We start from the raw sequence: 24457 nt of genomic DNA on the forward strand, positions 1-24457 counted from the left end.
ACCCAAGCAGAGGGACAGCACCATGACTGCCATCGTCGACATCGTCGGACGTGAAATCCTCGATAGCCGCGGCAACCCCACTGTCGAAGTCGACGTGGTGCTGGAAGACGGCGCTTTCGGCCGCGCAGCTGTTCCCTCCGGCGCCTCCACGGGTGCGCATGAGGCGGTGGAGCTGCGCGATGGCGGCGCACGCTATCTCGGCAAGGGCGTCGCGCAAGCAGTGGAAGCGGTGAATGGCGAGATCTTCGAGGCGATCGGCGGCATGGAAGCCGAGGACCAGATCCATATCGACCGCACCATGATCGAGCTCGACGGCACGCAGAACAAGAGCCGGCTCGGCGCCAACGCGATCCTCGGTGTCTCGCTGGCCGTTGCCAAGGCTGCGGCGGTTTCCGCCGATCTGCCGCTTTATCGGTATGTTGGGGGAACCTCGGCGCATGTCCTGCCGGTTCCGATGATGAATATCATCAATGGCGGCGCACATGCGGACAATCCCATCGACTTCCAGGAATTCATGATCATGCCCGTGGGCGCGGAGACGCTCAAGGATGCGGTGCGCTGGGGCGCTGAGATCTTCCACACGCTCAAGGCGGGCCTTAAGTCTGCGGGCCACAACACGAATGTGGGCGACGAAGGGGGCTTTGCGCCCAATCTGCAGGATGCCAAGGCAGCCCTCGATTTCATAATCGCCTCGATCGAGAAGGCCGGCTTCAAGCCGGGCGCGGAGGTCGCCATCGCACTGGACTGTGCCGCCACCGAATTCTTCAAGGACGGCAAATATGTCTATGAAGGCGAGGGGCAGACACGCGATGCAAGAGCTCAGGCTGAATATCTCGCCAAGCTTGCTGCTGACTACCCCATCATCTCCATCGAAGACGGTATGTCGGAGGATGATTTCGAAGGGTGGAAGATCCTGACCGATCTTATCGGCGACAAAGTGCAGCTGGTCGGCGACGATCTCTTCGTCACGAACACCGCGCGTCTCAAGGACGGCATCAGCATGGGTGTCGCCAACTCGATCCTTGTCAAGGTCAACCAGATCGGCACGCTCACAGAGACGCTCGATGCGGTCGAGACGGCACACAAGGCAGCCTATACGGCAGTCATGTCCCACCGTTCGGGTGAGACCGAGGATTCGACGATTGCCGATCTCGCCGTGGCAACCAATTGCGGGCAGATCAAGACCGGGTCGCTTGCCCGCTCGGACCGGCTGGCGAAATATAACCAGCTCATCCGTATCGAGGAACAGCTTGGCCGCGCCGCCCGCTATGCGGGCCGCACCATTCTTCGCAGCTGAATTCCTGATGCGGGGATAACTCTCCATTAAGCAAACTATGTGCACATGTGGCGAAAGGAATTTCGCCACATGTGGACTCGCCATCACAAGCGCCGCAATACGGGCCGGCTGATCGTGCCAGCGATCACCATGGTCGTTCTTTCTTATTTTGGCTTTCACGCCTATCAGGGCGAATATGGTCTGAATGCGAAGGAGCAACTCGAGGAGCGCGTTGCTGTCCTGGAGAACGAGCTCGAGACGCTGCAAAAGGCACGCAGCAAGCTCGAGGAGCGGGCTAGCCTGCTGAGCGGCCAGACCATCGAAAAGGATATGCTCGACGAACAGGCAAGGCGAGCCTTGAACCTGGCGAGAGAAGATGAAATTGTCATCTTTTACAAGCCTGGCGGCGATTAACCGAAATCAGGTTAAATCGAAAATCGATAAGGCTTCCAAATATTTAGTTGGCATAGCAGCCATGCATAAATCGCGTGGCGCGTGCGATTGTGACGTGATAGCTTCCTGTCCCTAGGGGAGGGTTGGCCAGTGGACGGCCTCCCGCCGTGTACTACATGGATGTCCTACGGCAATGCCGGCTCCCTGCCGGCCTTTGCCGAGGCGATCTAGGGAGCGAAAACAGATGGCGAGAGCCGCCACCAAGACTTCTGCCAAATCGACACCAGCCAGAGGTAAATCCACCACCGCCAAGGCGCCGAGCCTGACATTGAGCGGTATCCCGGCCATCACTGCGCCGAAGCCCGCTGATTTCGCGAAGGAACAGGAGTTATCCGCTTTTCGCGAAATGCTTCTCATTCGGCGCTTCGAGGAGAAGGCCGGGCAACTCTACGGCATGGGCTTCATAGGCGGCTTCTGCCACCTCTATATCGGCCAGGAAGCCGTCGTCGTGGGCATGCAGATGGCCATGAAGGAAGGCGATCAGGTGATCACCGGTTATCGCGATCACGGCCACATGCTTGCCACGGGGATGGATCCGCGCGGCGTGATGGCGGAGTTGACCGGGCGCCGCAGCGGCTATTCGAAGGGCAAGGGCGGCTCCATGCACATGTTCTCCAAGGAGAAGCATTTTTATGGAGGACATGGTATCGTCGGCGCGCAGGTGCCGCTTGGGACGGGTCTGGCGCTTGCCAACAGCTATCGTGGCAACGACAGCGTGTCACTTACCTATTTCGGCGACGGTGCGGCCAACCAGGGCCAGGTTTATGAAAGCTTCAACATGGCATCGCTGTGGAAGCTGCCGATCGTCTATATCATCGAAAACAACCGCTATGCGATGGGGACGGCCGTAACACGCTCGTCGGCGGAGACCAATTTCGCGCATCGTGGTCTGTCCTTCAAAATACCGGGTATCCAGGTCGACGGCATGGATGTACGCGCGGTGAAAGCCGCTGGCGACATGGCGGTCGAATGGTGCCGTTCCGGCAAAGGGCCGATTATCCTGGAGATGCAGACTTATCGCTACCGCGGGCATTCGATGTCGGATCCCGCGAAGTACCGCTCCAAGGACGAAGTGCAGAAGATGCGCTCCGAGCATGATCCGATCGAGCAGGTGCGGCAGCGGCTCCTTTCGAAGAAATGGGCGAGTGAGGAGGATTTGAAGGCGCTGGACAAGGAGGTGCGCGACATCGTCGCCGATGCAGCCGATTTCGCGCAGTCCGATCCGGAGCCCGATCCGTCCGAACTCTATACCGACGTACTTCTGTAAGGGGGGGAGTGCATCAATGCCCACCGAAATTCTCATGCCCGCGCTGTCGCCCACGATGGAAGAGGGCAATCTGGCCAAGTGGATCAAGAAAGAAGGCGACAAGGTCGCGCCGGGCGACGTGATCGCCGAAATCGAGACCGACAAGGCCACCATGGAAGTGGAAGCCGTCGATGAAGGCACGATCGGCAAGATCCTGGTCGAAGAAGGGGCACAGGGGGTGCGGGTAAACACGCCGATCGCCGTGCTCCTGGCCGAAGGTGAAAGCGCCGATGACCTAGGCAAGGAGGCTGCAACCCCGCCGCCTGCGCGGGCCCAGGCGCCTGCTGAAGTTCATGCTGATCAGCAGACGGAAGCCTTTGCCAAGCCTGCGGCATTGCCCAAGGCGCCGACACAGCCCATGCCTTCCGACCCGGACATTCCCGAAGGCACTGAGATGGTCGAGATGACCGTTCGCGAGGCCCTTCGGGATGCGATGGCCGAGGAAATGCGGCGCGATCCGGATGTCTTCATCATGGGCGAGGAGGTTGCCGAATACCAGGGCGCCTACAAGGTCACCCAGGGCTTGCTGCAGGAGTTTGGCTCCAAGCGCGTGATCGACACGCCGATCACCGAGCACGGTTTTGCCGGCGTCGGGATCGGGGCGGCCTTCGCAGGCCTGAAGCCCATTGTCGAGTTCATGACGTTCAACTTCGCCATGCAGGCCATGGACCAGATCGTCAATTCGGCCGCCAAGACGCTTTACATGGCCGGCGGCCAGATGGGGGCGCCGATTGTCTTCCGCGGCCCCAACGGCGCGGCTGCGCGTGTTGCCGCGCAGCACAGCCAGGACTATGCTGCCTGGTACAGCCATATTCCGGGGCTCAAGGTTGTCATGCCTTACACCGCGGCGGATGCGAAGGGGCTGCTGAAAGCCGCGATCCGCGATCCGAACCCGGTTATCTTCCTTGAGAACGAAATACTCTACGGCCAGTCTTTCGAGGTGCCGAAGCTCGATGATTTTGTGCTGCCGATCGGCAAGGCGCGAATTCACAAGCAGGGTAAGGACGTAACCCTCGTCTCCTTCGGTATCGGAATGACCTATGCCGTGAAGGCGGAAGAGGAATTGCGCGGAATGGGAATCGATGTGGAGATCATCGATCTCAGGACAATCCGGCCGATGGACCTCGATACCGTAGTCGAATCCGTAAAGAAGACGAACAGGCTCGTGACGATCGAGGAAGGCTTCCCGCAATCCTCCGTGGGCGACCACATCGCCTCGAAGGTAATGCAGCGGGCCTTTGATTATCTCGACGCACCGATCATCACTGTCGCGGGCAAGGATGTCCCCATGCCCTATGCCGCCAATCTCGAGAAGCTTGCATTGCCGAGCGTCGCCGAGGTCGTCGAGGCGGTAAAGACCGTCACTTACAGGGCCTGAGGAGGAGCAGATGCCTATCCAGATCACCATGCCTGCTCTCTCACCCACGATGGAAGAGGGCAACCTCGCCAAGTGGCTGGTCAAGGAAGGGGATAGCATCTCTCCGGGCGATGTGATCGCCGAGATCGAGACCGACAAGGCCACCATGGAAGTCGAAGCGGTGGACGAGGGGCGGTTGGCCAAGATCGTGGTGCCCGAAGGGACGCAAGGCGTGAAGGTGAACTCTCTGATTGCCGTGCTCGCAGCGGAAGGGGAGGATCTTTCGGAAGCGGCGAAAGCCGCCGGCAATGGCAGCGCTGGCGCGGCGCAGGAGACCGAGGCCGACGCTGAAGAAGCGAAGACTGGGTCACCCGCAAAACAGCCCGATACGAAATCCGTGGACGAGCCCGTTGCAAAGTCCGCACCCCAGGCTGCTCCGCAACCAGCCGAGCAGAAGGAAGGACGCGTTTTCGCCTCGCCGCTGGCGCGCCGCATAGCTAAGGATGCCGGTATCGAGCTTTCTGCTATCGCGGGTTCGGGTCCGCACGGGCGCGTGGTCAAGGCCGATGTGGAGGCTTCGATTTCCAGTGGCACCGGCAAGACCGCTCCGGCCAAGGAGGCCGAGGGTCCCATGCCTGCGCCAAAGCCCATGTCGGACGAGGCGGTGCTGAAGCTTTTCGACGAAGGTTCTTACGAACTGGTGCCGCACGATTCCATGCGCAAGACCATCGCGCGCAGGCTGGTCGAGGCGAAGAGCACGATTCCGCATTTCTACCTTACGCTCGATTGCGAGATCGACGCGCTTTTGGCGCTGCGCAAGCAGCTTAACGATGCCGCGCCTATGACGAAGACCGAGTCTGGCGAGGCGCCCGCCTATAAGCTCTCCGTCAATGACATGATCATCAAGGCTTGGGCCATGGCGCTGAAAGCCGTTCCGGAGGCGAATGCCTCCTGGACGGAGAGTGCGATGATAAAGCACAGGCATGCCGATGTCGGAGTGGCCGTCTCCATTCCTGGAGGGTTGATCACGCCGATCGTGCGCCGGGCCGACGAGAAAACGCTGTCGGTGATCTCCAACGAAATGAGGGATCTTGCCACGCGCGCTCGAAACCGGAAGCTGAAGCCCGAAGAATATCAGGGCGGCACATCCGCCGTTTCAAATCTCGGCATGTTCGGCATCAAGGATTTTGCGGCGGTGATCAATCCGCCGCACGCTACGATCCTTGCGATTGGCGCTGGTGAGGAGAGGGCGGTGGTGAAAGAGGGCGAGATCAAGGTCGCCACCATCATGTCCGTGACGCTTTCGACCGATCACCGGGCCGTGGATGGGGCCCTTGGGGCGGAGCTGCTCACCGCATTCAAGCGCTTGATCGAAAACCCATTCGGAATGCTCGTCTAGCGTTCCACCTCCCTGATGGATGGAGGGACTCATGAGGATGCGTCCATGAAAACCATCCTTTGTTACGGAGACTCGCTCACCTGGGGCTACAATGCCGTCGGGCCCTCAAGGCATGCTTATGAGGACCGATGGCCGACGGTGCTCCAGGCAGGCCTGGGTCAGCAAGCGCGCGTGATCCCCGAGGGGCTCAACGGCCGCACAACGGCTTATGACGATTGGCTGGCGGGAGCCGACCGAAACGGTGCACGGGTCCTGCCAACCATCCTCACGACGCACGCGCCGCTCGATCTGGTGATCATTATGCTCGGCACGAATGACATGAAGCCGTTCATTTGCGGCCGGGCAATCGGAGCACGACAGGGGATGCAGCGGCTCGTCGACATCATTCGCGGGCACGATTATCCGCTGGAAAAAAGAGTTCCCGCGGTCCTTCTCGTTTCACCGCCGCCGGCCTGCGGAACTGCCAATGGCGATTTCACTGCCATGTTCGACGGCGCTGTCGATGAATCCCGCAAACTTGCCTCCTTATATTCTGAATTGGCGCAGCAGACCGGCTGCGCCTTCTTCGATGCAGGCGCCGTAGCGCGTCCGACCCCACTCGACGGTGTTCATCTCGACGCAGAAAACACACGCGCCATCGGCGCCGGCCTCGTGCCGGCGGTTCGCCAGGTGCTCGGTTTGTGACTGAAGGAGTTTTTCGTGGCTGAAACCTATGACGTCATCATCATCGGCTCGGGGCCTGGCGGATATGTGACCGCCGTGAGATCGGCGCAGCTGGGATTCAAGACCGCGATCGTTGAACGCGAGCATCTAGGCGGCATTTGCCTCAATTGGGGTTGCATTCCAACCAAGGCGCTGCTGCGTTCTGCGGAGATACTGCACTATGCTCAGCACGCCAAGGATTACGGCCTGAAGCTCGAGGGAACGATCACGCCCGATACCGCTGCGGTCGTGGATCGCTCGAGGAAAGTCTCTGGCCGCCTCAACAGCGGCGTCGGCTTCCTGATGAAGAAGAACAAGGTGGACGTGATCTGGGGCGAGGCGAAGGTCACGAAGGCAGCCAAGGGCAATGAGGCAGGCGAGGTCGTCGTCAGCAAAACCGCGAAGAAGCCGATGGAGCCCCAGCACCCTGTTCCTAAGGGCACCTTGGGAGAAGGCACCTATAAAGCCAAGCATATCATCCTCGCCACGGGCGCGCGGCCGCGCGTATTGCCGGGCATCGAGCCGGACGGCAAGCTCATCTGGACCTATTTCGAGGCGATGGTTCCAAAGGAGATGCCGAAATCGCTCATCGTCATGGGGTCCGGCGCCATCGGCATAGAATTCGCGAGTTTCTATCGCGCTATGGGGGCCGAGGTGACCGTCGTCGAACTCCTGCCGCAGATCCTGCCGGTCGAAGACGCCGAAGTGTCGAAATTCGCCCGCCGTCAATTGGAGAAGCAGGGAATCCGGTTCCACGTCGAGGCGAAGGTCACGAAAGTGGAAAAAGGCGAAGGCCAGGTGACCGCGCATGTGGAAACAAGAGACGGCAAGGTCGAGAAGATCACGGCCGACCGGCTTATTTCCGCCGTTGGCGTACAGGGCAATGTCGAGAATCTCGGCCTTGATGCCCTCGGGGTCAAGGTGGAGCGCGGCATCGTCCTGGTCGATGGCTACGGCCGGACAAATGTTCCCGGCATCTATGCGATCGGCGACGTCGCAGGGCCACCTATGCTCGCCCACAAGGCAGAGCATGAGGGGGTGATCTGTGTCGAAAAGATCGCCGGTGTCCCAGGTGTCCATCCCCTCGACAAGAGCAAAATCCCAGGCTGCACCTACTGCAATCCGCAGGTGGCTTCGGTCGGCTTGACGGAGGAAAAGGCAAAGCAGGCGGGAAGGGATATCCGCGTCGGCCGTTTCCAGTTCGCGGCGAACGGCAAGGCGATTGCGCTGGGCGAAGATCAGGGCTTTATCAAAACCATCTTCGACAAGAAGACGGGTGAACTCATCGGCGCTCATATGGTCGGTGCCGAAGTAACAGAGCTGATCCAGGGCTTTGTTGTCGCTATGAATCTGGAAACCACCGAGGAAGAACTTATGCACACCGTCTTCCCTCATCCGACACTTTCGGAGATGATGAAGGAGAGCGTGCTCGACGCGTATGATCGGTCGTTGAACGCTTGAGGGTGGACCGGAGTGCCGGGCCAGCCAAGTTGGATGATTGATCCGCAACCAAAGCAGGGAGACTTCGAATGGAGGGTCTTGGTTGGATTTTGACCATTATTGTCGGCGGCCTCGCCGGCTGGATTGCCGAGAAGATCATGAAGACGGATACCGGTCTTCTTGCAAATATCATTATCGGTATTCTAGGTGCGGTTGTCCTTAACGCGATTCTTGTTGCAATTCTTGGTTATACTTTCGGTGGGATCATCGGTCAGCTCATCGTCGGTATCCTCGGCGCCTGCATCCTGATCTGGCTTTATCGCCTGATTCGCGGCCGAGCCTGAGGCCGCCACGCAGAACAGCCCGCCTGCGCAAAGGCAGGCGGGCTTTTGTTACCGCCGGAAAACCTTATATGAACCGGCGAACAGAAAGCTGATAGCATGGTCACCGTCCTCGATACTGTTTCCAAGCCGCGCCCGCGCCATCCTGAAAAGGCGCATAAGCCCGACCAGGAGGTGCTGAAAAAGCCCGACTGGATCCGGGTGAAGGCGCCGACCTCCCGCGGATATCTGGAAACGCGCGCAATCGTGAAGACGAACAAGCTCGTCACGGTATGTGAAGAGGCCGGCTGCCCGAACATAGGCGAGTGCTGGGATAAGAAGCACGCGACCTTCATGATCATGGGTGAGATCTGCACCCGTGCATGTGCGTTCTGCAATGTGGCTACGGGCATACCCGGACCGCTCGATCCCGAAGAGCCAGCCAATGTGGCAAAGGCCGTACGCGAAATGGGGCTTTCGCATGTGGTCATCACCTCCGTCGACCGTGACGATCTCAAGGATGGCGGTGCGCAGCACTTCGCCGATGTCATTTATGCAATCCGCGCGGCAGCGCCGGCGACCACGATCGAGATCCTGACCCCCGATTTTTTGCGCAAGGAGGGTGCATTGGAGATCGTCGTCGCTGCCAGGCCCGACGTCTTCAACCACAATTTGGAAACAGTTCCTTCGAACTACCTGACGGTTCGTCCCGGTGCGCGTTATTTCCACTCCATCCGGCTCTTGCAGCGGGTGAAGGAGATCGATCCCTCGATCTTCACGAAGTCCGGCATCATGGTCGGTCTCGGCGAGGAGCGGAACGAGGTGCTCCAGCTGATGGACGACCTGCGTTCTGCGGATGTCGACTTCATCACCATCGGCCAGTATCTGCAGCCGACCCGAAAGCATCATCCGGTGAAGAAGTTCGTCACGCCCGAGGAGTTCAAGTCCTACGAGACCGTCGCCTATACAAAGGGATTCCTGATGGTCTCCTCAAGCCCGCTCACGCGCTCGTCCCACCATGCGGGTGAGGATTTTGCGAGGCTGCGTTCGGCTCGCGAGGCACGACTGAAAAAGACGGCCTAAAACACTTCATGCCCAAGCACGAAACGGTCCGGAGGGTGAGCCATCCACCCGATCAGATGTTCGCCCTGGTAGCGGATGTGGGATCCTATCCGGAGTTCCTGCCCATGTGCGAGGCGCTTACCGTGCGCTCGCGCAAGGAGCGCGACGGAATCACCATTCTGGTCGCCGACATGACCGTGGGCTACAAGGCGATCCGTGAAACCTTCACAAGTCAGGTTGTACTGAAACCGGCCGAGCGAACGATCGATGTCCAGTATATAGACGGGCCTTTCCGATTCTTGCAGAACCGCTGGCGGTTCGACCCGGTGGGCGAGAGCCAGTCGGATGTGCATTTCTTCATCGAATACGAATTCAAGAGCCGGATGCTCGGAATGCTGATGGGCGCGATGTTCGATCGCGCGTTCCGCATGTTCTCCGAGGCGTTCGAACGACGGGCCGATGAAGTTTACGGACGCACAAGCTGAGCTGCGCCGAGAAGAAGCTGTAGCGCTGTCGTAGCGCTCTCCTGACGGATCGAAGCGCGGCCCAGATCCGGGAATTGTCTCTTTTCGGCCATTGGCGGGGTCCCTTTTACCGCCAGACCGAACCAGACCAGTCCCACCGGCTTTTCCGCCGTTCCTCCCGCGGGGCCGGCGATCCCCGTGATCGAAACGGCTACGTCCGCGAGTGAATGGTCCAGCGCGCCGGCTGCCATTTCTTGGGCGGTTTCAGCGGAAACGGCACCGTGAGCGGCAAGGGTCTGCTCCGACACACCCAGCAACTCCATCTTTGCTTCGTTCGAATAGGTGATGAAGCCGCGCTCGAAGACGGTGGATGAGCCCGCAATGTCGGTCAGGGCAGCGCCCACCATTCCGCCGGTGCAGGATTCGGCGGTGGCAATTTTCAAGCTGCGCTGCTCAAAGGCCTCGATGACTTCTCTTGCCAGGAACTCTTCGGTATCGCTCATGGGGCACTCCGCGGATCAGCCCTCTAATGAACCAGGGTAGACGACGGTGGCTGTGGCGATCGCAGCGATTCCCTCCGACCTGCCTATGAAGCCGAGTTTTTCATTGGTCGTTGCCTTTACGGAGATTCGCTCCCGAGCAATCCCCAGCATGCCGGATAGTTCCGCCACCATCGCCTCGCGATGTGGACCGATTCGCGGTGCTTCACAGATAAGGGTGATATCCGCATTGGCGATGCGGCCGCCGCGCTTGCGTACGGTATCCACCGCAAGCTCGACGAAGATTCGGGAGCGCGCGCCCTTCCATTGGGGGTCCGAAGGTGGGAAATGCGTACCGATATCGCCTGCACCGCATGTGGCGAGTAGCGCGTCGGTGAGGGCATGCAGACCGACATCGGCATCCGAATGCCCGGTCAGAGTTTTCTCGTGGGGAATTTCGACGCCGCAAAGCGTGACGTGGTTGCCGTCGCCAAAGGCGTGCACGTCATATCCATTGCCTGTGCGGACATCAGGCAAGCCAGTCATTGCAATTGCTCCCAAGCGTTGGTCGGCCAGTGCGATATCGCGCGCCCAGGTCAGCTTCACATTATCAGGTGAGCCGTTGACCAAGCGCACGGGTATGCCTGCCCATTCGGCGATCGCTGCATCATCGGTGAAATCCGAGCGGCCTGCTCTCCAGGCTTGTTGATGCGCCTCATAAATTGGGCGGAAGGGAAAGCCTTGCGGGGTTTGGGCAGCGAACAGTCCGTCCCGAGAGACAGTCCTCGCCACGATGCCGTTTTCCCCGCACTTCTTCAGGGTGTCGGAGATCGCGACAGCGGGGAGCGCACCCATCTTCTCGCCCACCGCATCGATGACGCGGTCGATCAATACCGTATCGATAAAGGGCCGAACGCCATCATGGATGAGTACGATTGCGGGTTCGATGTCTTCGAGGGCCGCAAGAGCAAGTCGGGTGGAATCCTGGCGCGAAGCACCGCCATGCACCGTAATGACGTTGCCATCGAAATCTGTGCAGGATCGCGCAAACAGGGCTTCATCGTCGGGATGAATCGCGACGACGATCGTTCCGACCCGTTCATTTCTCGCCAGCGCTTCAAGCGTGTGGCGGATGACAGGTTTACCACCGATGGATCGGTATTGCTTTGGTCCATCTTCGGCTTGGCCTGCCCGCTCGCCCCGACCCGCGGCAACAACCACGACGGCGACGCGGCGCGAGCGACTTTGCTGTTCAAGAGGCGCGTTCATGCCGCAGAGGCATAATCGCGGCGAGATTGAAAAGCCAACGGATTCTCTGGCATACGAAGGACCATTGCGCTGATTGTGTGAAGTGGCTATAAATTGGGCATCAAAGAAGGATGCCTTATATTTGAGCAGCAATCACCTGCAAATTCTCTCCCAACCCCTCCAGGTCGGCTCGGTTCGTCTGCGCAACCGCGTTTTTCTTGCGCCCATGTCCGGTGTGACGGATCTGCCTTTTCGTATGCGCGCTTACGCGCATGGTGCCGGATTGGTCGTTTCCGAGATGGTGGCTAGCGGTGAGCTGGCAAAGGGCAGGGCGGAGAGCGCAAGGCGTATCCGCCGCCCGGACATCGATGTGCATATGGTGCAGATCGCCGGGCGTGAGGCGCACTGGATGGCAGAGGCTGCGCGTATCGCCGTCGGTGAGGGCGCGGATATCGTCGATATCAATATGGGTTGTCCCGCAAAGAAGGTGACCGGCGGATATTCCGGTTCGGCGCTGATGCGCGAGCCGGAGCATGCGCTGACGCTGATCGAGGCTGTCGTCAAGGCCGTTGACGTGCCGGTAACGGTCAAGATGCGGCTCGGCTGGGATGAGGGCTGCCTCAATGCGCCTGAGCTTGCGCGGCGCGCCGAGATTGCCGGCGTCGCAATGGTAACGATACACGGGCGCACGCGGTGCCAATTCTATACGGGCCAAGCAGATTGGAGGGCGATTGCGGCGGTGAAGCAGGCGGTCTCGATTCCGGTTGTCGCCAATGGCGATGGAGACGGGCCGTTGCAAGCCATAGCCATGCTTGCCCAATCCGGTGCTGATGCGGTGATGATCGGGCGCGCGCATTATGGAGCGCCCTGGAAGGCGGGCGCGCTCGCGCGGGCGGCCGCAGGGGAAGAAAGTACTCCTGAGCCCCCCGTGGATCGAGCGGAGATGGCCGATTACGTGACGGCGCATTACGAGGACATGCTTTCCCATTACAGCATCGGGCAGGGCGTTCGGCACGCGCGGAAGCATCTGGGATGGTATCTGGATCGACATGCCAGCCCCGCTCCAGACTTGCGGCAATCCATCATGACGGAAACGGAGCCTTCAAATGTGTTCCGACTCATCAGGGAGGTCTTTACGCAACGCAACATCGCGCAAGGGTTGGCGGCATGACGGTGAAAACTTCTGAGGTGGCGCAGCTGGCACTCGATTCCATCGGGCATCCCGTGGTCATGGTAGACGAAGGAGGTTTCTTCACATTCGCCAATGCGGAGGCGGAGAATTTCTTCAGGTCGAGTGCTGCCATGCTCGCGCGCAACAGGCTTGCCGATTTCGTACCCTTTGGCAGTCCCCTGCTGACGCTGGTAGAGCAGGTGCGTGAGCGTCGTTCCCCGTTCAACGAATATCGCGTTGATATTTCGTCGCCGCGGCTCGGCCCGGACAAGATCGTCGACATCTACGTGGCTCCGGTGTCGGAGATCCCGGGCTCTGCCGTGATCATGTTTCAGGAACGGTCCATGGCTGAAAAGATCGATCGGCAGATGACCCATCGTGGCGCCGCTCGTTCGGTGACCGGGTTGGCGGCGATGCTGGCGCACGAGATCAAGAACCCGCTTTCTGGCATACGCGGAGCCGCGCAACTGCTCGAGCAGGTGGTCTCGGATGACGATCGCGCGCTTGCGCGGCTGATCACCGAGGAGACGGACCGCATAGTCGCTCTTGTCGATCGCATGGAGGAGTTCTCCGACGAGCGACCGGTGGATCGGGAGCCGGTGAACATCCATGTCGTGCTGGATCATGTGAAGGCAGTCGCTAAGAACGGCTTTGCCAGGCACATCAATATCATAGAAGAGTACGACCCCTCGCTTCCCCCAATCCTGGCAAACCGCGGCCAACTCGTCCAAGTCTTCATCAACCTCGTGAAGAATGCAGCCGAAGCTATTGGAAGTGCTTCGGGTGGCGAAATCAAGCTTTCCACAGCTTTCCGGCCAGGGATACGTTTTTCCGTGCCCGGAACGCGGGAGCGGGTGTCCCTGCCGATGGAATTCTGCGTTCACGACAACGGACCGGGCGTTCCGGAAGATATCCAGTCGATCATCTTCGACCCGTTCATCACCACCAAGCAGAACGGCTCAGGGTTGGGGCTGGCGCTTGTGGCCAAAATCGTCGGCGCCCATGGCGGTGTGATCGAATGCGATTCCTCCTCGCGTGGGACGACTTTCCGCGTGCTCATGCCCGCCTGGCGCGGTGAGGCGCTATCGCGGCACATGGAGAGGGAAATTGAGGGTGTGAGATCATGAGCGCTCAGGGCAATATTCTGATCGCGGACGACGATGCCGCTATTCGCACGGTGCTGAACCAGGCGCTCTCTCGCGTGGGGCATCAGGTTCGCGTGACCTCCAATGCAGCCACGCTTTGGCGGTGGATCTCGGCCGGTGAGGGAGATCTCGTCATCACCGACGTGGTCATGCCCGACGAGAATGCGTTCGACATGTTGCCGCGGATTCGCCGGACAAGACCGGACTTGCCGGTCGTGGTCATGAGTGCACAGAACACGTTCATGACGGCGATACGCGCCTCTGAAGCCGGCGCTTACGAGTATCTCCCAAAGCCGTTCGATTTGAGCGAACTGCTGGCCATTGTCGGCAGGGCCTTGGCCGAGCCACGCAGCAAGCCGACCGAGGCACGCACGAATGAAACGCCGGAGACGATGCCGCTTATCGGCCGCTCACCGGCGATGCAGGACATCTATCGAATGCTCGCACGGATGATGCAGACGGATCTCACCGTCATGATCACCGGCGAATCCGGGACAGGTAAGGAATTGGTGGCGCGAGCGCTGCATGAGTTTGGCCGTCGTCGGCACGGACCATTCGTGGCCATCAATATGGCTGCAATACCGCGAGACCTCATCGAATCGGAACTGTTTGGGCATGAAAAGGGTGCTTTCACCGGCGCTCAGCACCGCTCTTCCGGCAGGTTCGAGCAGGCGGAAGGGGGAACGCTCTTTCTTGATGAGATCGGCGACATGCCGATGGAAGCCCAGACGCGGCTTCTGCGCGTGCTCCAGCAGGGAGAGTACACGACAGTCGGCGGTCGTACCCCGATCAAGACCGACGTCCGGATCGTAGCAGCGACCAACAAAGACCTGCGGATGCTTATCAATCAAGGGCTGTTCCGGGAGGATTTGTTCTATCGGCTGAACGTCGTGCCATTGCGGCTGCCGCCTTTGCGCGAGCGGGCGGAGGATATTCCAGATCTGGTGCGTCACTTTTTCAACCAGGCCGAGCAGGAAGGGCTCCAGCCTAAACGCATCGCGAGAGGCGGGCTCGACGCGATGATGCAATATCCCTGGCCAGGCAATGTGCGCGAGCTTGAGAATCTTGTTCGCCGCCTGGCCGCCCTTTATCCGCAGGATGAGATCTCTGAGGAGATTATTCTCGGCGAGCTTCGTGGCGGCATGCCCGCCGCCAGTTTGCGCCAGAGCGATGGCGACGGGCAGGAGGTGCCTCTCGGCCAATCCGTCGAGCAATATCTTCAACGTTATTTTCGTGGGTTCGGCTCGGCACTTCCGCCGCCGGGGCTCTACCAGCGCGTCTTGGCCGAGGTCGAGTATCCGCTCGTGCTTGCTGCCCTCGCCGCCACACAGGGCAATCAGATTCGGGCAGCCGAGCTGCTCGGTGTCAACCGGAATACCCTCCGCAAGAAAATCCGCGACCTCGGCGTCGATATATACCGGACGGCAAGCACCCCTAAAATCTGAGGACCATCAGGCTCGTAGCCGCAGGCCAACAAAGCTCGTTGCAAAATCGCCACATTGCGTTGCATATCTGCAACGCAACGACTCTGCGAGTGGGAGAGGGATGAGCACTGGGGCGCCCTTGAAGGCAGACCAAGCGTCCTATCGGGCGCCTGCGTCCAATGACGGACGCCGCTTGATGGCCTTGCCTGGCATAATCGCCACGGCGGGAGCCTTGTTGACTGCGGCTGTCTCTTTTGCGGTTCTGCTTGGCCTGCTCCAGCCCTACATCACGCCAGATGCTCGTACGACCTTAATCCTCATCAGCATCAATGCGGCCTTTGTTCTTGTGCTTCTCGGCTTGATCGGCCGCGAAGCGCATCGGATTTATGCCGCACGCCGGGCAGGGAAGGCCGCCTCACGCCTTCATGTGCGGATTGTGGCGATGTTTTCGCTGGTCGCTGCGATCCCCGCGATACTGGTCGCGGTCATTGCATCGATCACGTTGGATCTGGGGCTCGATCGCTGGTTCGAACTGAGGACCAGGGTCATCGTGCAATCCTCGCTTTCCATCGCGGAAGCTTATGTGAACGAAAATGCTCGGAACCTGCAGGGGACGACGCTTTCAATGGCGATCGATCTCGACCGTTTCCGTGCGTTGTATAATCTGGATCGTCTCGGGTTCCGCCAACGCATGACACAGCAGGCGCTGGCGCGAGGACTTGCCTACGCAGTTCTCATCCGCAGGGACGAATCCGTGATCATGGGCGCGGATCTTCCCGAAGCGATGCCGATCCCGGCTCCGCGCCGAACCGATATGGATGCGGCGGCCCAGGGGCGCCCGGCACTCTTTACGCTTCCACCGGGCAATCTCATAGGCGCCATCGTCAAGCTCCAAGAGATCCCGGATGCTTTTCTCTACACGTCGCGCGAACTCGACCCGCAGGTGATCAAGGCGCAGCGCCTGGTCGCCGCCAATACAGATGAATACCGTTCACTCGAGCAGAACCGCTTCAGCACGCAGGTCGCCTTCGCTCTGCTTTATTTGGTGGTTACGCTGGCAATCGTGCTCGCTGCAATCTGGACCGGTATCGCCGTAGCTGACCGGCTGGTGCGGCCCATTCGGCAACTGATCGGCGCAGCAGACGCCGTTTCGACGGGAAATTTGGATGTGGCTGTCCCAGTAAGGGGGTCAGATGGTGACGTGGCCTCCCTTGGAGACACCTTTAACAAGATGACTTTCCAGCTCAAGACGCAGCGTGATCAGCTCATCTCGGCCCGCGACATGATCGACGAGCGCCGGCGCTTCACCGAGGCGGTACTTTCGGGTGTCACTGCAGGCGTCATTGGAGTGAATGCCAACGGGACCGTCTCGATCGTCAATCGATCGGCGGAAACGATGCTCGCAATCGCGGGAGAGGAAACGATAGGGCAGAATCTCTCGGCCGTGCTGCCGCAACTCGGCGCTGTTTTCGAGACCGGGCGTGCTTCCGGGAGGAAGGTCTATCGCGATCAGGTGACCTTTTATCGGGCTGGAGCCGAGCGCACCTTCAATATCCAGATCACCACGGAAGAAGCCGTGGGCGAGACCGAGCAGCGTTCGTACGTGGTTACCGTCGATGACATCACCGATCTGGTCCAGGCACAGCGATCCACCGCATGGGCGGACGTGGCGCGACGCATCGCCCATGAGATCAAGAATCCACTCACGCCGATCCAGCTTTCCGCCGAACGTATCCGGCGTCGCTTTGGCAAGGTAATCACGGAGGATCGGGCGATCTTCGATCAGTGCACCGACACGATCATTCGGCAGGTGGGCGATATCGGCCGCATGGTGGACGAATTTTCCTCCTTCGCCCGCATGCCGAAGCCGGAGATGCGGCGGCTGGATCTTCGCGAGCCCCTCCGTGAAGCCTCGTTCCTTATCGAGGTGAGTCGGCCCAACATCAAGATCGAGAATGATCTTGGTGACAAGCCGTTGATCGGGCGGTTCGATACCCGGCTGATGAGCCAAGCTTTCGGCAACATCATCAAGAATGCGGCGGAGGCGATCGACGCCGTGCCGCACGAGGAAGGTCGTCAAGGTACCATTCGGATCTCGGCGCGCGATCTGGGCAAAGCGATCGAGGTGATAGTGCTGGACAATGGAAAGGGCCTGCCGCGAGAGAACCGGCAAAGACTGCTGGAACCCTACATGACCACCCGCGAGAAAGGCACGGGCCTGGGCCTGGCCATCGTCAAGAAGATCATCGAGGACCACGGCGGCAGGCTGGAACTGCTCGATGCACCGCAAAGCTTCCATGGCGGCGTCGGAGCCATGATTCGCATGGTTCTGCCGGTGGCGCCGGCGGACGAGGAAAATGGGGCAGGGGCGGACAATTCGGTAGAAAGGACGGAAAAGGTCGATAATGGCGTCTGATATTCTGGTCGTCGACGACGAGGAAGATATCCGCGAGCTCGTCGCGGGGATTCTGAGCGACGAAGGGCATGAGGCGCGCACCGCGGGGAACAGCGATGCTGCGCTTGCGGCGATCGCCGAACGCGTGCCGCGTCTGGTGCTGCTTGATATTTGGCTGCAGGGCTCGACTTTGGACGGGCTGGCGCTCCTCGATAAAATCAAGGAAATGCACCCCGATCTGCCGGTGGTGATGATTTCCGGGCACGGCACGATCGAGACTGCGGTTTCGGCAATCAAGCGCGGCGCCTATGACTTCATCGAAAAGCCGTTCAAGGCCGACCGGCTTATCCTGATCTGCGAGCGCGCGCTGGAAACCGTGAAGCTGCGGCGCGAGGTGATGGACCTCAAAAAGCGCAGTGGAGAAAGCTTCGATCTCGTCGGCAATTCGCCGGCGATCAATCACCTGCGGCAGACCATCGAGCGCGTCGCGCCCAGCAATAGCCGCATCATGCTGATCGGGCCATCCGGCTCCGGCAAGGAGCTGGTGGCGCGCGCCATTCACGAGCTTTCGAGCCGCTCAGGAGCGCCTTTCGTAACCTTGAATGCCGCGTCGATCACGCCGGAACGCATGGAGATCGAACTCTTCGGCACCGAATCCAACGGTGGCGAGCGCAAGGTGGGCGCCCTGGAAGAGGCTCATCGCGGCACGCTTTATCTCGACGAAGTGGCCGATATGCCCCGTGAGACGCAGGGCAAGATACTGCGCGTTTTGGTCGACCAGCAGTTCGAGCGGGTAGGGGGCACCAAGCGTGTCAAGGTCGATGTCAGGATTATTTCCTCGACGGCGCGCGATCTGGAGCGGATGATTGCAGAGGGCCGTTTCAGGGAGGATCTCTATCATCGGCTCGCCGTCGTGCCGATACTCGTACCGCCCCTCTCGGAACGGCGCGAAGACATCCCCCTCCTTGTCGATCACTTCATGCACCAGATCACCAATCAAGTGGGAATCAAGCCACGTCGATTGGGAGAGGATGCGATGGCGGTTCTGCAGGCCCATGACTGGCCGGGAAATATCCGCCAGCTGCGCAACAATATCGAACGCCTGATGATCCTCACGCGCAGCGACGACGGGGACGCGCCTATCACCGCCGACCTTCTGCCCTCGGAAATCGGAGACGTGATGCCCCGCGTGCCCACGCAGTCGGACCAGCACATCATGGCATTGCCCTTGCGCGAAGCACGAGAGCTGTTCGAGAAGGAGTACCTTCTTGCGCAGATCAATCGATTCGGCGGCAATATCTCCCGTACCGCCGAATTTATCGGCATGGAGCGTTCCGCGCTGCACAGGAAGCTGAAATCGCTGGGCGTGTGATGGTATGAAGGTCATTATTTGTGGCGCCGGGCAGGTGGGCTACGGCATCGCCGAGCGGCTTGCGGCGGAGCAGAACGATGTCTCCATCATAGATACCTCGCCTGACCTGATTCGTAGCGTGCGCGATTCCCTTGATGTGCGCGGCTTCGTTGGCCACGGGGCACATCCGGAGGTCCTTGCGTCCGCTGGGGCAAAGCAGGCTGACATGATCATTGCGGTCACCCTCTATGACGAGGTGAACATGGTGGCCTGCGAGGTTGCGCACGCGCTTTTCAACGTGCCGACCAAGATCGCTCGCGTGCGGTCGCAGGCATATCTTCAATCACACTATATGGACCTCTTCTCGAGGGATAATCTTCCGATCGATGTCATCATCTCGCCGGAACTCGAAGTGGGTGAGATGGTGTTGAGGCGTATCGCGCTCCCGGGCGCTACGGATGTGGTTGCGTTCGCAGACGGGCATGTCTCGATGGTTGCCATCGAATGCCTGGAGGAATGCCCGGTCATCAACACCCCATTGTCGCAGCTCACCGAACTCTTCCCCGACCTGCCCTCTACGGTCGTGGGCGTTTCGCGCGGTGGACATCTTTTCGTGCCGCGTTCCAGCGACCAGCTCGTCGCCGGCGACCTGGCTTATGTGGTCACCACCAAGGACCAGGTGCGGCGCACCCTGGGCCTGTTCGGTCATGACGAAAAGGAAGCGAATCGCATCGTGATTGCCGGTGGCGGCAATATCGGGCTCTATGTTGCCCGGGCTCTCGAGAAAAAGCAGAGCCGTACAAAGGTGAAGCTGATCGAGCAAAATCGTGCCCGTGCAGTTGCCGTAGCCGATCAGCTGCGCCGAACGGTGGTCCTCAACGGCAGTGCCTTGGAACAAAAACTGCTGATCGAGGCGGACATCGATCATGCGGACCTGATGGTGGCTCTGACAAACGACGATCAGGTCAACATCCTTTCAAGCGTGATCGCCAAGCGGCTCGGCTGCAAGTCGAACCTCGTTCTGATCAACAGTCCGACCTATCACGACTTTGCCAAGACGCTCGGTATCGATGCCCATGTAAATCCCCGTGCGGTGACGATTTCGCGCGTGCTGCAGCATGTCAGGCGAGGACGCATCCGGGCAGTTCACAACATTGATCGCGGGGCGGCCGAGGTCCTGGAAGCGGAAGCATTGGAGACTTCCCCGCTGGTCGGTCCGCCGCTCAACGAGCAAGAGTTGCCGGATGGGATGCGCGTAGGCGGTGTTTATCGTGACGGCCAATTCATCCGACCCAGCGGGTCCCTGCGGATAAAGCCCAAGGATCGCGTGGTGATCTTTGCCCTTGCCGACGCGGTGAGACAGGTGGAACAGCTGTTCCGGGTGAGTTTGGAATTCTTTTGACGTAGCCCACCTTGGGCTTTCTCTCGGGGAGATTAGAATGCCGCGCATCGCCTATGTGAATGGCCGCTATGTTCGTCATGCCGAGGCCGCCGTGCACATCGAAGACCGGGGATATCAGTTTGCCGACGGCGTCTATGAGGTCTGCGAGATCGCGCGAGGCTACATCATCGATATGACCCGCCATCTCGATCGGCTCGATCGATCGCTTCGGGAACTCGAAATTCAATGGCCACTGCACCGCGCCGCGTTGGAATCCGTCGTTCGAGAGGTGGTGCGTCGCAACAAGGTGACCAACGGACTGGTCTATTTGCAGGTCACTCGAGGCGTGGCGCCACGCGATCACTTTTTTCCCGCGCCGGAAACAAAGCCGGCTATTGTCGTGACCGCCAAGCGGCTCGATCCTACCATTTCCGCCAAGCGGGCCGAGGTGGGTTTGAAGGTGGTCACCGTTCCGGAAAACCGGTGGGACAGAGTGGACATCAAGACTGTGGGTCTCCTTCCCAATGTGCTCGCGAAACAGAAGGCCCGAAAGGCCGGCGCGGGGGAAGCCTGGTTTGTTGATGCCGACGGAATGGTGAAGGAGGGCGCTTCCACCAATGCCTGGATCGTCACCGCCGATGGCAAATTGGTGACACGCCCGGCCGAATACGGGATTTTGCGCGGCGTGACCCGCGCCGGCGTGTTGGATCTTGCGGCCAGCATGGGACTTGTGGTGGAAGAGCGGCCGTTTTCGGTGGAAGAGGCACAGTCTGCACGGGAGGCATTCGTCACCGCAGCATCTACCGTCGTCATGCCGGTGGTTGAAATAGACGGCCGACCTGTCGCCAATGGACATCCGGGGTGTCTTGCTCTCTCCCTCCGCCAATCTTTTTTTGACATTGCGGAAAAGACTCCTGCCTGTTAACCCAATCAACGAACCGAGCGTGAGAGGCGGTTCGGCAGGCGCGGCTGGAAGGGCAGTCGCCGCGCTTGACAGAGCGGGATCAATTTTGCGCTACTGCCGATGAAGCGCAGGGGATGAAGAAAAACAATGGCGGAACGTTCCCAAAATCTGCAAGACTTGTTCCTTAACACCGTTCGCAAGAGCAAGAACCCGCTGACGATATTCCTGATCAACGGCGTGAAATTGACGGGTGTGGTGACATCGTTCGACAATTTCTGTGTTCTTCTGCGCCGGGACGGGCATTCGCAGCTCGTCTACAAGCACGCGATCTCAACGATCATGCCGAGCCAGCCGGTGCAGCTGTTCGAGGCGGAGGAAGGCAGTCGGGAAGGCTGATTGGCTGAAAAAGCGAACCGCGGAACACCCCCTCAGGGATCAACGGGCACTCCAGCTCGCACCAAGGCTGTTGTCGTCGCGCCGATCGTTTCGGCGCGCGGTGGAACTTCCAGCGAAGACCGTGCGCAGCGGCCGCATGTGCCGCTTTCGCCGCAGGCGAAACTGGAGGAGGCGGTTGGTCTGGCGGAGGCCATCGACCTCGACATCATACACAGCGAGTTCTTTACTGTAGCTCAGCCTCGCCCGGCGACATTGCTTGGCGCTGGGAAGGTGGAGCAGCTTGCCGGCATCGTCGCTGAGGAGGGGGCCGAGCTCGTTATCGTCGATCATCAGCTCACACCGGTTCAGCAGCGCAACCTGGAACGCGAGCTCAAGGCCAAGGTCCTGGATCGCACCGGCCTTATCCTGGAGATCTTTGGCCGGCGGGCGCGTACAAAAGAGGGGCGCCTGCAGGTCGACCTAGCCCATCTCGAATATCAGCGCGGCCGGCTCGTTCGAAGCTGGACCCACCTCGAACGCCAGCGCGGCGGCGGCGGCTTCATGGGAGGTCCCGGCGAGACGCAGATCGAGGCGGATCGCCGTCTGTTGCAGGATCGTATCACCCGAATCAAGCGGGAGCTTGAGGTTGTGCGGCGCACGCGCGATCTCCACCGCAGCAAACGACGCAAGGTGCCGTTCCCCGTGGTAGCCATCGTCGGCTACACGAATGCGGGCAAGTCGACGCTCTTCAACCGCCTTACAGGCGCCTCGGTGCTGGCCGAGGATATGCTGTTCGCTACTTTGGATCCGACCCTTCGTCGCGTCCGTTTTCCGCATGGAACGATCGTGATCCTTTCCGATACGGTCGGCTTCATCTCTGACCTCCCGCCGCACCTGGTAGCCGCTTTCCGCGCCACGCTGGAAGAAGTGGTCGAGGCCAACCTCGTCATCCACCTGCGAGATATTTCCGACCCCGACACCACAGCACATGCGACTGATGTGGAGCAGGTGCTCGCGAGCCTTGGCATCAACGCCTCAGATGCGAGCCGCGTTGTGGAAGTGTGGAACAAGATCGACAGGTTGAGCGAGGATGATCGGAAGCGGCTGTCGCGGGACGACGGCAAGAAGACGACGGCACCCGTTGCGATTTCCGCGATCACGGGCGAGGGGCTTGATGAGCTCATGGCTCTGATCGAACAGCGCCTTTCAGGTCAAGTCAAGGAGATCTCGATTAAGCTTTCGCCGGGTCAGCTGGGGGATATGGACTGGATCTATCGCCACGGTGAGGTTACCGGGCGAAAAGATCACAAGGATGGCAGCGTCACGCTCAAAATCCGCGCAACTCACGTGGCGCGTGAAGAGATTAAAAAGAGATTATACAACAATAACAAAGGGTAGGGCGGGCTATTTAATCTTCTTTGCGTCCTGCCAGTGCTCCTCCATCTGGGCGAGCGAGGCAGCGCCGAGCGTAGACCCGGCCTCCTTCACACGACGCTCCACGATATGGAAGCGGGTGCGGAACTTCTCGTTGGTGGCCCGCAACGCGCTTTCGGGATCGACGCCGAGATGCCGCCCCAGATTGACCATTGCGAAGAGAAGATCACCGAATTCTTCCTTGATCGCATCCTGCCTGCCTTCGTCCATCTCATGGCGCAGCTCGCCGATCTCTTCCTCGATCTTATCGAGGATCGGTCGTGCGGCGCCCCAATCGAAACCGATGCGGGCCGCTTTCTCCTGAAGTTTCAAGGCTCGGGTTAAGGCGGGCAGGGCGAGTGTCACATCGTCCAGATAGCCCCGTTCTGGCATCTGCGCTTCAGTTTCGCTGCGGCGCGCCAGGCGTTCCGCTTTCTCCTCAGCCTTGATGCGATCCCACATACCCTTCGCCATTCCTGCGCTGCGCGCGTCTTCATCTCCGAACACGTGCGGGTGGCGGCGGATCATCTTCGTCGTGATTGCCTCGACCACATCGCCGAAATCGAAATGACCGGCTTCCTCGGCCATTCGCGCGTGAAAGACCACCTGGAGCAGCAGGTCGCCCAATTCTTCACGCAGATCATGCAGGTCGTTGCGCTGGATGGCATCGAGCACTTCATAGGCTTCTTCGATGGTGTAAGGCGCAATGCTGGAAAAATCCTGCTTCACGTCCCACGGACAACCGGTCTCGGGATCGCGAAGCGCAGCCATGATTTCGATCAGCGTTGAGATGTCTTTGGAGGGCTTCATTGGGAGACTCCGGGTAAGTGGCTTGCCCGAGAGCGGTATCGCGCATCACTTCCTCGCTCAAGCGCTCAGCACCGAAAAGGGAATGCTTTGTCAAAGCCAGGAGAACTAGAAGCGCGCTCTCACCAACTCCCGGGGTGAGTATCAGCCCGATCGGCATAGCACGCACCAACACATTGCAGCGCTCGAATTCATACGCTTCGGTGTGCGGCTGTTTCGAAGCCAGCCGCGCTTCTTCGATAGGAACCAGACCCATTTTTCTAGGGCAGACTACGTCGGGGGTAGAGCGCGACAGTCGTCATATCTGTGGCGGCAAGGTTGAACTGTCCGCCGTTGGGCAAAGTTGAAATGTCACTTTGGGTGCCTCACCAACCATTTAGAAATGCGACACGCGACATCCCCACTGGCACTGAGCCAAGCCCCCGACCGGACCCGGCTGGATCGGGTTGCAAGGGAAGGGAGGGGGCGGGTGAGACGCACCCATCGGCTTTAGCTTTGACAGTTGCAGCAGCCAGTCATTCCGCCGCATCGAGCTCAGAGAGCGCTTGTCGCCGTCGGGCAATGACCGCTGGATCGTTCGTGAAA

General features: G+C 59.9%; 22 protein-coding genes. 19 read left to right on the forward strand and 3 right to left on the reverse strand.

Annotated features, from left to right (window positions below):
- Positions 1 to 22 precede the first annotated feature (22 nt).
- The 10 genes from eno to CHEJ32_RS0121885 all read left to right on the forward strand — a co-directional run bounded on the left by eno (position 23) and on the right by CHEJ32_RS0121885 (position 9800).
- Positions 23 to 1297: a phosphopyruvate hydratase gene (gene eno, locus CHEJ32_RS0121840; protein WP_028035683.1), complete on the forward strand. Its 1275-nt coding sequence runs from the start codon at positions 23 to 25 to the stop codon at positions 1295 to 1297.
- Positions 1298 to 1366: 69 nt separating this feature from the next.
- Positions 1367 to 1690 carry a septum formation initiator family protein gene (locus CHEJ32_RS0121845; RefSeq protein WP_028035684.1) on the forward strand — a complete coding sequence of 108 codons (324 nt, stop codon included), beginning with the start codon at positions 1367 to 1369 and terminating at the stop codon, positions 1688 to 1690.
- A 223-nt stretch (positions 1691 to 1913) separates the two neighbouring features.
- Positions 1914 to 2996, forward strand: coding sequence for a pyruvate dehydrogenase (acetyl-transferring) E1 component subunit alpha (pdhA, locus tag CHEJ32_RS0121850; protein ID WP_028035685.1), 1083 nt, complete (start codon positions 1914 to 1916; stop codon positions 2994 to 2996).
- 16 nt (positions 2997 to 3012) lie between these two features.
- Positions 3013 to 4413 carry a pyruvate dehydrogenase complex E1 component subunit beta gene (locus CHEJ32_RS0121855; RefSeq protein WP_028035686.1) on the forward strand — a complete coding sequence of 467 codons (1401 nt, stop codon included), beginning with the start codon at positions 3013 to 3015 and terminating at the stop codon, positions 4411 to 4413.
- Between the two features lie 10 nt (positions 4414 to 4423).
- Entirely contained in the window at positions 4424 to 5791 is a 1368-nt protein-coding gene (locus CHEJ32_RS0121860; protein ID WP_028035687.1) for a pyruvate dehydrogenase complex dihydrolipoamide acetyltransferase, read from the forward strand.
- A 45-nt stretch (positions 5792 to 5836) separates the two neighbouring features.
- Positions 5837 to 6475 (forward strand): SGNH/GDSL hydrolase family protein, encoded by a 639-nt coding sequence (locus CHEJ32_RS0121865; protein ID WP_028035688.1) that lies wholly within the window; start codon positions 5837 to 5839, stop codon positions 6473 to 6475.
- Between the two features lie 15 nt (positions 6476 to 6490).
- Entirely contained in the window at positions 6491 to 7954 is a 1464-nt protein-coding gene (lpdA, locus tag CHEJ32_RS0121870; RefSeq protein WP_028035689.1) for a dihydrolipoyl dehydrogenase, read from the forward strand.
- 68 nt (positions 7955 to 8022) lie between these two features.
- The gene (locus CHEJ32_RS0121875) at positions 8023 to 8277 is read left to right on the forward strand and encodes a GlsB/YeaQ/YmgE family stress response membrane protein (RefSeq protein WP_028035690.1); all 255 of its coding nucleotides are present in this window, start codon (positions 8023 to 8025) and stop codon (positions 8275 to 8277) included.
- Between the two features lie 96 nt (positions 8278 to 8373).
- Entirely contained in the window at positions 8374 to 9336 is a 963-nt protein-coding gene (lipA, locus tag CHEJ32_RS0121880; protein ID WP_028035691.1) for a lipoyl synthase, read from the forward strand.
- 8 nt (positions 9337 to 9344) lie between these two features.
- Positions 9345 to 9800, forward strand: a complete 456-nt coding sequence (locus CHEJ32_RS0121885; protein ID WP_028035692.1) for a type II toxin-antitoxin system RatA family toxin — start codon at positions 9345 to 9347, stop codon at positions 9798 to 9800.
- Here the strand turns inward: CHEJ32_RS0121885 and CHEJ32_RS0121890 are convergent.
- A complete protein-coding gene (locus CHEJ32_RS0121890) occupies positions 9782 to 10282 on the reverse strand; it encodes a CinA family protein (RefSeq protein ID WP_028035693.1) in 501 nt (166 codons plus the stop codon). The genes CHEJ32_RS0121885 and CHEJ32_RS0121890 overlap by 19 nt on opposite strands.
- A gap of 15 nt (positions 10283 to 10297) precedes the next feature.
- Positions 10298 to 11527, reverse strand: coding sequence for a bifunctional 2-C-methyl-D-erythritol 4-phosphate cytidylyltransferase/2-C-methyl-D-erythritol 2,4-cyclodiphosphate synthase (locus tag CHEJ32_RS0121895; protein WP_028035694.1), 1230 nt, complete (start codon positions 11525 to 11527; stop codon positions 10298 to 10300).
- 205 nt (positions 11528 to 11732) lie between these two features.
- Between CHEJ32_RS0121895 and dusB the strand changes: the two genes are divergently transcribed.
- The 9 genes from dusB (at position 11733) to hflX (ending at position 23050) form a co-directional block, all read left to right on the forward strand.
- Positions 11733 to 12677, forward strand: a complete 945-nt coding sequence (gene dusB, locus CHEJ32_RS0121900; protein ID WP_371179818.1) for a tRNA dihydrouridine synthase DusB — start codon at positions 11733 to 11735, stop codon at positions 12675 to 12677.
- Positions 12674 to 13804: a nitrogen regulation protein NR(II) gene (locus CHEJ32_RS25695; protein WP_034658942.1), complete on the forward strand. Its 1131-nt coding sequence runs from the start codon at positions 12674 to 12676 to the stop codon at positions 13802 to 13804. The genes dusB and CHEJ32_RS25695 overlap by 4 nt, the downstream gene beginning before the upstream one ends.
- Positions 13801 to 15267: a nitrogen regulation protein NR(I) gene (gene ntrC, locus CHEJ32_RS0121910; protein WP_028035696.1), complete on the forward strand. Its 1467-nt coding sequence runs from the start codon at positions 13801 to 13803 to the stop codon at positions 15265 to 15267. The genes CHEJ32_RS25695 and ntrC overlap by 4 nt, the downstream gene beginning before the upstream one ends.
- A 100-nt stretch (positions 15268 to 15367) precedes the next feature.
- Positions 15368 to 17662: a HAMP domain-containing histidine kinase gene (locus CHEJ32_RS0121915; RefSeq protein WP_028035697.1), complete on the forward strand. Its 2295-nt coding sequence runs from the start codon at positions 15368 to 15370 to the stop codon at positions 17660 to 17662.
- The gene (locus tag CHEJ32_RS0121920; RefSeq protein WP_028035698.1) at positions 17652 to 19013 is read left to right on the forward strand and encodes a sigma-54 dependent transcriptional regulator; all 1362 of its coding nucleotides are present in this window, start codon (positions 17652 to 17654) and stop codon (positions 19011 to 19013) included. Before CHEJ32_RS0121915 ends, CHEJ32_RS0121920 begins: the two co-directional genes overlap by 11 nt.
- 4 nt (positions 19014 to 19017) lie before the next feature.
- Positions 19018 to 20394, forward strand: coding sequence for a Trk system potassium transporter TrkA (gene trkA / locus CHEJ32_RS0121925; protein WP_028035699.1), 1377 nt, complete (start codon positions 19018 to 19020; stop codon positions 20392 to 20394).
- 37 nt (positions 20395 to 20431) lie between these two features.
- Positions 20432 to 21298 carry a D-amino-acid transaminase gene (locus CHEJ32_RS0121930; RefSeq protein WP_028035700.1) on the forward strand — a complete coding sequence of 289 codons (867 nt, stop codon included), beginning with the start codon at positions 20432 to 20434 and terminating at the stop codon, positions 21296 to 21298.
- A gap of 126 nt (positions 21299 to 21424) precedes the next feature.
- Complete coding sequence (gene hfq / locus CHEJ32_RS0121935; protein ID WP_011580951.1) at positions 21425 to 21673, forward strand: RNA chaperone Hfq; 249 nt, start codon at positions 21425 to 21427, stop codon at positions 21671 to 21673.
- The gene (gene hflX / locus CHEJ32_RS25700; protein ID WP_051469838.1) at positions 21674 to 23050 is read left to right on the forward strand and encodes a GTPase HflX; all 1377 of its coding nucleotides are present in this window, start codon (positions 21674 to 21676) and stop codon (positions 23048 to 23050) included.
- Between the two features lie 6 nt (positions 23051 to 23056).
- Here hflX and mazG read toward each other — a convergent pair whose 3' ends face one another.
- Positions 23057 to 23875, reverse strand: a complete 819-nt coding sequence (mazG, locus tag CHEJ32_RS0121945) for a nucleoside triphosphate pyrophosphohydrolase (RefSeq protein WP_028035701.1) — start codon at positions 23873 to 23875, stop codon at positions 23057 to 23059.
- Between the last annotated feature and the right edge of the window lie 582 nt (positions 23876 to 24457).

The sequence above is a fragment of the Chelativorans sp. J32 genome, from assembly GCF_000518985.1.
Classification (GTDB): Bacteria; Pseudomonadota; Alphaproteobacteria; order Rhizobiales; family Rhizobiaceae; genus Chelativorans.

Excerpts from the sequence above, each read along its gene's own strand:
- eno (WP_028035683.1), top strand. The coding sequence starts at position 23 with ATGACTGCCATCGTCGACATCGTCGGACGTGAAATCCTCGATAGCCGC.
- CHEJ32_RS0121845 (WP_028035684.1), top strand. The coding sequence starts at position 1,367 with ATGTGGACTCGCCATCACAAGCGCCGCAATACGGGCCGGCTGATCGTG.
- pdhA (WP_028035685.1), top strand. The coding sequence starts at position 1,914 with ATGGCGAGAGCCGCCACCAAGACTTCTGCCAAATCGACACCAGCCAGA.
- CHEJ32_RS0121855 (WP_028035686.1), top strand. The coding sequence starts at position 3,013 with ATGCCCACCGAAATTCTCATGCCCGCGCTGTCGCCCACGATGGAAGAG.
- CHEJ32_RS0121860 (WP_028035687.1), top strand. The coding sequence starts at position 4,424 with ATGCCTATCCAGATCACCATGCCTGCTCTCTCACCCACGATGGAAGAG.
- CHEJ32_RS0121865 (WP_028035688.1), top strand. The coding sequence starts at position 5,837 with ATGAAAACCATCCTTTGTTACGGAGACTCGCTCACCTGGGGCTACAAT.
- CHEJ32_RS0121875 (WP_028035690.1), top strand. The coding sequence starts at position 8,023 with ATGGAGGGTCTTGGTTGGATTTTGACCATTATTGTCGGCGGCCTCGCC.
- lipA (WP_028035691.1), top strand. The coding sequence starts at position 8,374 with ATGGTCACCGTCCTCGATACTGTTTCCAAGCCGCGCCCGCGCCATCCT.
- CHEJ32_RS0121885 (WP_028035692.1), top strand. The coding sequence starts at position 9,345 with ATGCCCAAGCACGAAACGGTCCGGAGGGTGAGCCATCCACCCGATCAG.
- CHEJ32_RS0121890 (WP_028035693.1), bottom strand. The coding sequence starts at position 10,282 with ATGAGCGATACCGAAGAGTTCCTGGCAAGAGAAGTCATCGAGGCCTTT.
- CHEJ32_RS0121895 (WP_028035694.1), bottom strand. The coding sequence starts at position 11,527 with ATGAACGCGCCTCTTGAACAGCAAAGTCGCTCGCGCCGCGTCGCCGTC.
- dusB (WP_371179818.1), top strand. The coding sequence starts at position 11,733 with ATGTCCGGTGTGACGGATCTGCCTTTTCGTATGCGCGCTTACGCGCAT.
- CHEJ32_RS25695 (WP_034658942.1), top strand. The coding sequence starts at position 12,674 with ATGACGGTGAAAACTTCTGAGGTGGCGCAGCTGGCACTCGATTCCATC.
- ntrC (WP_028035696.1), top strand. The coding sequence starts at position 13,801 with ATGAGCGCTCAGGGCAATATTCTGATCGCGGACGACGATGCCGCTATT.
- CHEJ32_RS0121915 (WP_028035697.1), top strand. The coding sequence starts at position 15,368 with ATGAGCACTGGGGCGCCCTTGAAGGCAGACCAAGCGTCCTATCGGGCG.
- CHEJ32_RS0121920 (WP_028035698.1), top strand. The coding sequence starts at position 17,652 with ATGGCGTCTGATATTCTGGTCGTCGACGACGAGGAAGATATCCGCGAG.
- trkA (WP_028035699.1), top strand. The coding sequence starts at position 19,018 with ATGAAGGTCATTATTTGTGGCGCCGGGCAGGTGGGCTACGGCATCGCC.
- CHEJ32_RS0121930 (WP_028035700.1), top strand. The coding sequence starts at position 20,432 with ATGCCGCGCATCGCCTATGTGAATGGCCGCTATGTTCGTCATGCCGAG.
- hfq (WP_011580951.1), top strand. The coding sequence starts at position 21,425 with ATGGCGGAACGTTCCCAAAATCTGCAAGACTTGTTCCTTAACACCGTT.
- mazG (WP_028035701.1), bottom strand. The coding sequence starts at position 23,875 with ATGAAGCCCTCCAAAGACATCTCAACGCTGATCGAAATCATGGCTGCG.